Raw genomic sequence first — 8,837 nt, forward strand, 5'->3', positions numbered from 1 at the left:
GGGTGACCTCCTTCGGTGGGACGAACGAGCCGCCCTCCGTGCTGAGACTGGCGCCGATCATTCCGCAGGCGATCGCCCATCCGATGGTGCAAAGCCCCGCAGACGCCGCCAGGAACCCCAGGGAGCGCCAGCGCGGGCTGCGCGGCCGCGATCCTTCGCGCACAGCCTGAGAGGCGCTGTAAGACGCGCTGGACGGACCGCCTTCCATGTCGATCGCGCCGGGTGGCGGGCGGTCGAGACGGACTGGTCTCTGCCGGGCTCCCCGTCCCTGCGTGTATGGACGATCGGCGAGGCTCATGCAGCTGCCGCCCTCGTCGGCGCAGCCGTCCGGCGGGCCAACGCGCGCTCGATCGGCCGAACGACCGAGAACAGCACCGCGTATACCGCGCAGAAGGACAGAACGTCCGCGCCCCAGCCGATGGCATGTTGGTGGCGGGCGTCGGCGCTGCATTGCGCGATCGTGTGCGTGCCGAGGTCGCAGGGATGCCAGTGCTTGGCGGTGAGGACCTGATCCCAGGTCGGCTTGGCGTGCATGGTCATAGCTCCAGTCCGATGTCCTTTTCGGGGAAGGGAAGCTCGGGCCCCTTCGGCTCCACGTTCACGCGGATTGCCGTGAGGTTGAGCGACGGATTGCTGCGCAAGTCCGGTTTGCTCTGCGGTAGGTCGGGCGCGCTGGTAGCCGCAGCCGGCCCCGTTTTCTCGGGACCGCGATCGAGATCTGGCGGCAGGTCAGGACTGAACACCGCTCCGGTGCTAGCTCCGGCACCGGGCCGCGCGGCTCCCCCATCCGGTCCATGTCGGCCCGGATCGACCGACAACTGCCCGACAGCCTCGAGAGCGGAGGTCTTGTTACCCTCGTTCCGCTCGATCGCCGCGGTCAGCTTCTCGCGGTCGTCCGTGAACAGGCGGATGTCGTCCCGAACGCGGGTGACGGTGACGTTGAAGAGGCGCTGGTTGGAGAGGTTGCTCTCCTTGTGCGACATGACCGTAATCGCGGTGTCGGCGGTGATGCCCTGCGCGGCATGCATGTTCAGCGCGTAAGCAAGGCTGATCCGCTCCGTCATCGGGTCGCCCGCTTTCAGCTCGTGGACCTTGCCGTCCAGGCTCTCGACCTTGATGCCGTTCTTGTCGGCCGAGAGAACCCGGGCGACGTCGTTGTTGTTGAGGCCGCGATCTTTGTCGTTCTGCGTCCAGCGGATCTTGTCGCCCTCGTGGAGCTTGATCTGCTCGCGCTGCGCGAGCTGCATCGTGTCGGTTTTGTCGAGCGGTGAGATCCCCTGAGGGTCGAAGGTCTTGAGGCGGTTGCCGATCATGACCTGAACCCGGCCCTTGGCGTCGACGCCGACCACGTCGAAGGTGCCCCGCGGCAAGCCGAGCTCGCGAACCGCGTGGCGGAGATCGATCACCTGGCCAGCCTTGTAGGCGTGAGCGTACCGCAGTTCTTCCCGAGTGTGGTTCACCTTGTCGAGGACGCCGATCGTCAGCCCCTCTCCCTTCAAGGTCCCCTCAGTCGCCAGTCCTTCCTGGATGCGCACATTGAGCTCCGCGCGCGCCTTCCGGCCGGACGAGAACATTGCGGTCGCATCTCGCTCCTCGGGGGTCAGCTTCAGCCAATGCTCCGCCGCGGTCTTCACATGCTCGGGGTTGGCGACCACCTTGTCGCCGAGCACCTCCATCGCCTCGCGCACCGCGCCACGATTGGTGAGCGCCGCGACCGTGCGCAGCTGCTCCGTGCGCTGGCGAAGGTTCTCGTCCATTCGAGCCATGCCGATCCCCCCTTCCTGGGCGATCGCGAAGGCTTTGCCGGCGTCGACTGCGGTGATCTGCTGGCGGTCGCCGACCATGGCGAGCCGATCAACGCCGAGCGCATTGGCGATTTCGACCAAGTGCTTCATCTGGTCGCTGCCCACCATCGACGCCTCGTCCAGCACCAAGACGGTCCCAGCGAGTTCGGCGCGTGCGCCCTTGTACCCGTCGCCCTGGCCGGCAAGCGCATGGCGCGCGTAGCTGTGAATGAAGGAGGAGACGGTGCGGCTCTCGATGCCGGTCTCAGCGCCAAGCCGGTCGGCGGTCGCCTTCATCAGCGCGAGGCCGACCACCTTGCGCCCCTCCTGCTCGGCGTTGCGCGCGACGGAGGACAGCATTGTGGACTTGCCGGCCCCGGACACACCCTGGACAGCCACGATCCGGTCGGTCGACGTCAGGATGAGCGTCGCTGCGGCGAGCTGGCCCGTGTTCAATTCCTTGTCGCCGGACGCGGCGTTGAGACGGTCGAGGACCTTTTCTGCCGGTACAATGGCAGCGACGGCTCCCTTGCCGCGCTCGACCTGGGCGAGGATCCCGCGCTCGGTCGCAAGCGCCTCGGGCGTGGTGACGTGGGTGACCACACCGTCGATCCGATCGTTCTTGCCGGGGAGCAGCTTCTCTTCCCGGATGAGCTCGGACACACGCACGTCGATCTGCGGGGCTGTAACCCCCTTCAGCCCAAGGTTGAGGGCGGTCTGAGTGATCTCCGACACCGAGAACGCAGCTTCCCGCTGAGCATGGATCCGGATCGCGCTCGCCACAGCGTGCTGGGCGCGCAACTCAACGGCCGGCATGCCGATCCGGTCTATGCCACTCGAGACCAGCGGGTCCTTCGGCGAGAATAGCTCGCCGAGCGCACCGGCGATGCCGGCGACCGTCTCGCGCACCCGCTCCATGGTCGTCATCGCCGGGATCTCGCGTCCCCCCGCTTTCGCCTCTGCTGCAGCAACGAGGGTTTTTCCGTCGAAGCCCAACGCGGCGGCCCGCTCCTGCCACGCCTCGCGCAGCGCCTGCCGATCCTCGACATTGAGCTTCGCATCGCGGGTATTCGTTGTGATGCGATCGAGTGCCTTCGGGCTGGTGATCCCCAGTTCGGCAGCCTTGGCAACGATGTCGTTCCGGCGTTGGCTGAAGGCCTCGAGGACGGCTTTTGGAACGCCGTTGATCTCGAATTGCCCGTGCTTGCCGGTGACGGAAGTCTCGTATCCGAGCTTCGCCAGCTCGGCGCGGAACTGGGCATGGTACGCCGCGCCGATCGTGGTGTTGTTCTTCCACAGTTGGCCGTTGTGGAGCGCTTGCCAGGCACCGTTGGCCATCTTGGTCATATTCGCGACCAGCACATGAATGTGGCCCTGCGGATCCAGCGCGCGGCTCGTGTCGTGCTGGAACAGGGCATAGACGAGGTTGCCGGTCCGAACCGGCTCGCCCGACTTCGTCCGCTCGTAGGTCCGGCCCTCTGCGAACTTCTGCTCCACCCAGGTCATGGTCGTTTTGACGGCGGTCATGTGCGCCGCGAGCACCCGCTCGTCGCCCGCGACATATGCGAGGATGCTAGCCGACTTCGGCATCGAAAATGTCAGGTCGACGCCGGACTGTCGGTTCTGGACCTGCCCGACCTTTTCGCCATCGGGCAGCTCACCGTTGAGGATCTTCTCGAAAGCCTCTTTGGTGACTTCGCCCTTGAGGCCGACCTCCGCCGCGCCGACACCGCCCCAAGCCGTCGCCTCGGACGAGTGCTCGGCCGTGTAATAGTCGTCCTTGGCGAAGTAGTTCGCCGCACCAGACGCCGACTTGACGGAAGCGACCGACAGCATGGATCAGTCCCCCATCCCGTAGCCGTCGTCGAGCCCGTGATCATGGTCGTGGCCGTGATGGTGGTGGTCCCGATTGTCGACCGCGATGCCGTCGCGTAGCTCGCGGATGACCTGGTCCTCCTGCCGATCTTCACGGACGGTATCGCCTGTGCGATCGGCCGATCGTTCGGCGCCTGCCGACCGACCCATCTCCGGCCCATCCTGACCAGATCGTGCGCCGGTCACGGCATTCCCCATCCCGGCCATCATGGGGGCACGGGCCGCACGGCCGTCCAGAGCCGCGGGAGTCAACGAGCCCTGCTGAGGACCTGGTGACACGCCGCGCTGCCCTGAAGTCATGGTCTGCTCACCAGTCCCGCCTGGCTGCGGGATGGCCAAGGTCGTCAAAGCCTGGGATTGATTGATCTCGATCCCAGCAGCGGCTCTCTCAGCCTCGCTACGCTCCCGCTGTGGTTCCGGCTTCTCCAGCACCGGTTCCGCCCCATTCACCGGCCGATTGGGCACATGCTCCGTGCCACCCTCGCCACCCTCATCCGCGCGCTTGGCCCTGCGACGCCGGTCTTCCGGCGAGACGTATTCTGTCGGCTTGAACTCGGGCCGTGGTTCGAACCCGACGGCCACATCGGGATAACTCTTCCATTGGAGCTCGACGCGCGTCGCGGGGAAGCCGTCCGGGAACTTCACGAAGCCGCGCAGCGACGGAAGATTGTTGATGTCATCGGGTATGACGAGCGGCTCGATCGCTTTGCGGGGCGTCAGCGTCGAGGCGTCGCGGGTATTGTTGTAGCCGTAGCTATAGGCCTCATCCATCTGCCGCACTTCGCGGCTTCCGATGAACTCCGAGCACTTCTCGGCGGTGGTCCGATCGGCCGTCGCCAAGATTAGCTTGGTGCGCGCCAAACCGGTCAGCGCGGTCGCGTTCTGGAGGCCGTAGGTGGATACCAGCTTATCGAATGAGTGGATGCCGAGGACGAACGCTCCCCCGTAATTTCGGGCGCTCTGCAGGCCGTGCTCGATGGCAGGCAGCGCGTGGAGGGCGTGGACCTCGTCGAAGAGATACCAGGTGCGCAGATCGCGTGTCTTGGGCAACCGCATCAGATTGTTGACGGCGAGGTCCATCCAGAGGGTGAACAGGCCGCGCGTCAATTCCAGGTCGTTGTAGCTGCCCGTGATGAACATGATCGATCCGTCTCGGTGCTGGGTCGAGATCCAATCGCGGATCGAGAAGGCTGGCGGGCCGCCTGGAACAGGGTCTGGCATGAACCGGAGGGCTTGACCGTTGACGTTCAGGACCGACCGGATCGACTCTGCCATGCGCGCCGCCTTCTCGGTCGTCAGCGGCCCGGCGACGGTGTCTTCCAGCTTGGAGTGTATCGACTTCAGGTCTGCCTGCATCAGATGGTGAGCGATGGCTGCGTTATTGGTCTCGCCGAGCTCCTGGAGCTTGATGCACATCTCGATGAAGAGCATCCGCGCTGCGTTCTGCCAGAAGGGCTCCTTGTCGTCCGGATGGGAGGGAATGAGGGCCGCTGCGGCCGAGACGAAGTCGGCATAGTTCCGGCACTCATCGAACAACGTCCAGGGCGCGCAACGTGCGTCCATCGGGTTCAGGACGATGTCGGTCTCGGGGTTGTAGAATGCCTCCATGAAGGCACCGGTGAGGTCGAAGATGACCGCGCGATGACGCCGCTTGCGAAGCTGATTGACCAGCGACCGAAGCTGGGTCGTCTTGCCGGTGCCGGTCGTGCCGATCATCATGGTGTGGCTCTGTTCGAGGCGCCATGGATAGGGGATGCCAGCGATTGAATAGGGCGTGTGGATGCCGAGGTCGACGCGGTCGGGAAGGCTCAGTTGGGCGACCATCGCCGGGTTGCGCTGAGGCGTGCCTGAGCGGCATTCCTGGCTGAACTGGTCCTGATTATGGGCCTTGATCTCGCGGACGAGGACAGGTCGCTCGACCAGCATGGCGCCGCGCTCGTGACGCTCTTTGAGAATGTCACTGCCGCGTTTGTTCGCCCAGGTGATGAACCACATGATGACGGGTGCCGCGACGATGGACGCGATCACAAAGGTCGCCCACACGATCCGCCAGGTCTTCTCCCACGCTTCGACAACGGCCGGGTGGTACGGGACGTAGCCCATGGGGAGATGGACCATCTTCCCGCCGGGAAGGGTGAGGTTGATGAGGTGGTATTTGTCGCCACCGACCCAGGTCCACAGCGTGGAGTAGCACCGCATAAGGTCTAGCTGGAACTCGTGCTCCTTGAGGCCGAGCCAGATGAATATGTTGAACACCACAACCGCGACGCCGACCCAGATCCAGAGCGGGATTTTGATGCCTGCCCATGTCATCTGATACTGGTGCGAAAGCAGCTGGGAGCCGCGGGTAAAGTTGTCCGCGTTGCGGGTGATCCGACCCCTTGCGGAGGCGTGCTGGATCGTCGCTGCCTGACCGTTGAAGCGGATATCGTTCCTACGCATGGAACGTCTCCAGGCGCTGCTGCGCAGCCTCGAGGAGGGCGGGTACGGCGTCCCCGTGATCCCGGGTTATGATGACGTCGATCGCAGCCTGCATGTACTCCAGAAGGAGCACCGTCCGGGTGATGTTGAAGGTGTGGCCCGCCTCCGCGAACCGGAGCCCTTGCATGAGGGCGGCCCGCGCAGCCTCGGCCCGGGAAAACCCGTGCTTGTCAGCGATGCGATTGAGTGCTGCCCAGTCATCGCCGTTGAGGCGCAGGGTCAGTACCTGGTGCTTGTCAGTCATCCCAGTCCTCGATCTTGCCGAGGCTGGTGGGGTTTTCGCAGGCGCAGTTTCGCCGATCGATGAAGCCGATGCAAGCTGAAACGTGTATCGCTAGCGATACGGGAAGAGTGTGCAATTCCAGTGTGTTGGAGGCCGCCCGGCCCATGTATCGCGAGCGATACATGGTATCGCTAGCGATACATGTGCAAAACCAGTGACTTACAACCGCGGTCGCCGCATAGGGTGTGCAAATCCTAGGGACTGTCTCGGCGGTTCTGGCTCCTCGTTGTCGGTCTTCTTGGGTAGAGCCGGAATCCGGTAGAGCAGCGCGCCGCGGGCAGTCCCTAGTCGATCGGAAACGTGGGATGCGAAGCGATCCCGCACCAACGGACCCGGCTGAAAGCCAGGGTCCGTCAACCTGCCGATGGTCCGGCGTCAGCCCGGACCAGGCCGTCCCATCATCGGGTCATCAGGCCCGGAGCGATCGGGCTATTGTCGGCTCGTCAGTGCGCTGGCATCTTGGTCCATGGAGGCGTCATCAAGGGAAAGGTTCAGCACCTCATGGCACTGAGTATCGAACAGGAACGGCAGCAGCTTGAAGCCGAAGAACAGCGGCTTGCCGATCGTCGCAAGAAGCTCCTCGAACGGGAGCGAGCGGAACGCCTGAAGCTGGTTGAGCAGTCGGGCCTGTTCAAGGCCGATGGTGCCCACTTCGAGAGTATCATGACGGCCATCAAGAAGCTCGGAATCGAGGAAGTCGACAAGCGTCTGACCGCTTAACTCGGGCCTATGCATCGGGTCGACGTTCGAAGCTTGAGCCCTTTCAGCAAAAAAGGGGACAGGCCGACCGGCCTCCCCCTTCACCATCGTCATTGGGGTCGGAGATTGGTCGCGCTGAAAGCCAAGCCGGCATAAAAAAGGGGACACCGGCAGAGCCGATGTCCCCCCGACACGACCGTCCAGGGTGGAGGCATTATCCCCAGACGACGTGTACCTCGTCTTCGGTCCGTTCGACGGTCGCGAGCCGCTCCAGCTGGTCGGCGTATCGTCCCAAGCCGTCGGTATCGAGCCGACTCCGTCGTGCGGGATCGGTGACAATCGTGCGGAGCTCCGACAGCGCGATCTGGCCGCAGGCGTCCCGGTCGATTCCGAGCGCGTCCAGCAACGCGTAGGCGTTGTCGTTGGACAGGTCGATCAAGGCGGAGCCGTCGATCGACTTGGCCACGCTCATCATTACCGCGCCCCTTGTCTCGTTGCGCCAGAAGCGAATGTTGAGGCCCCGGAACTGGGCCTCTTCGACCACGGCGATAACGCCCGGATCATGGTCGAAGATCGCGCAGACGCTGGCGAGCGACCATGGGCAGACGCGGGCCTCGAAATTGTAGGCGAGGAACTCGTCTCCCTCGTCGCCAAGGCTTTCGCCGCGCTCGCGCGCGAAAGCCCGAAAGGCGGCGAGGTGGCGGACGCTCACGGCGACTGCCGGAGCTGAGGCGGATGCGAGAACCGACGCGGTGAAGCTGATCGTCATGCTTGTCACTCCCTGTATGACTCGCCCTCTCGATCCCCCTTCTCTCTGGCCGCTTGTGCGATATGCATGGCTGCTCTGGTCGGCCCGTAGGGGCCGGGGTAGTCATGGTCGTCGGTAGAGGTCCCCCGGCGCGTGCGAGGCATAGCGAGTAGGCGACCCGAAGGGGTCGTCACGACGCGAGCGAGCCGTGCCGCACGAGCCGTACTGGAGAGGTGAAGGCCATCGGCATCGGCGAGGCGTAGCGAGATGGTCGGCCGGATGGCCGACCGCGATGCGAGCGAGCCGGTGCGGACCGTCCTCGGCGTAAGCCCGGGCGCGTGCGAGGCGTAGCAAGCGGGCAACCCGTAGGGGTTGCCGCGGCGCGAGCGAGCCGTGCTCGGGGCGAGGTGGACCCGTCCTGCTACCCGCGCTGGCGAGGCGTAGCGAGCTGGTCATTCCGTAGGGAATGACCGCGATGCGAGCGAGCCGGTGCGCGGGTGATCAGTGTAGGTCGCGGGCACGCGCGAGGCGTAGCAAGTAGGCGACCCGAAGGCGTCGCCACGACGCGAGCGAGCCGTGCCCGGCGCTGCCCGGTGGGTGGTTTGTATCGCGCACCGCGAGGCGTAGCGAGCTGGTCATTCCGTAGGGAATGGCCGCGATGCGAGCGAGCCGGTGCGGGGTGGTTACCGTAGGTCGTAGGGCACGCGCGAGGCGTAGCGAGTAGGCGCCCCGGAGGGGTCGCCACGATGCGAGCGAGCCGTGCTCGGCGCTGCCCTGTGGAGTGCTCTGCGGCGCGCGCGGGCGAGGCGTAGCAAGCTGGTCGACCGCAGGGTCGACCGAGATGCGAGCGAGCCGTGCGTGGCCGCTGGTGGCGGGGTGGAGCGGAAGCACAGTCCCACGCGGCGCGATGGGGCTCGATGCCCCGGAGCGCCGCCCCCGCGCGACGAAAAAGGCAAGGAGGCTCCGG

At 65.2% G+C, this 8,837-nt stretch carries 6 protein-coding genes; all 6 read right to left on the bottom strand.

What is annotated here, in order from left to right; genetic code table 11:
• Positions 1-294 precede the first annotated feature (294 nt).
• Positions 295-540, bottom strand: a complete 246-nt coding sequence (locus GV027_RS19435; protein WP_159513286.1) for a hypothetical protein — start codon at positions 538-540, stop codon at positions 295-297.
• Entirely contained in the window at positions 537-3,620 is a 3,084-nt protein-coding gene (gene mobF / locus GV027_RS19440; RefSeq protein WP_159513287.1) for a MobF family relaxase, read from the bottom strand. Before mobF ends, GV027_RS19435 begins: the two co-directional genes overlap by 4 nt.
• 3 nt (positions 3,621-3,623) lie before the next feature.
• A complete protein-coding gene (locus GV027_RS19445) occupies positions 3,624-6,101 on the bottom strand; it encodes a type IV secretion system DNA-binding domain-containing protein (protein WP_159513288.1) in 2,478 nt (825 codons plus the stop codon).
• A complete protein-coding gene (locus GV027_RS19450; RefSeq protein ID WP_159513289.1) occupies positions 6,094-6,384 on the bottom strand; it encodes a hypothetical protein in 291 nt (96 codons plus the stop codon). Before GV027_RS19450 ends, GV027_RS19445 begins: the two co-directional genes overlap by 8 nt.
• A gap of 468 nt (positions 6,385-6,852) precedes the next feature.
• Positions 6,853-7,236 (bottom strand): hypothetical protein, encoded by a 384-nt coding sequence (locus GV027_RS19455; RefSeq protein WP_159513290.1) that lies wholly within the window; start codon positions 7,234-7,236, stop codon positions 6,853-6,855.
• A gap of 100 nt (positions 7,237-7,336) precedes the next feature.
• The gene (locus tag GV027_RS19460) at positions 7,337-7,891 is read right to left on the bottom strand and encodes a hypothetical protein (RefSeq protein ID WP_159513291.1); all 555 of its coding nucleotides are present in this window, start codon (positions 7,889-7,891) and stop codon (positions 7,337-7,339) included.
• Between the last annotated feature and the right edge of the window lie 946 nt (positions 7,892-8,837).

Source organism: Sphingomonas sp. T1, assembly GCF_902506585.1.
Lineage (GTDB): Bacteria > Pseudomonadota > Alphaproteobacteria > Sphingomonadales > Sphingomonadaceae > Sphingomonas > Sphingomonas aerolata.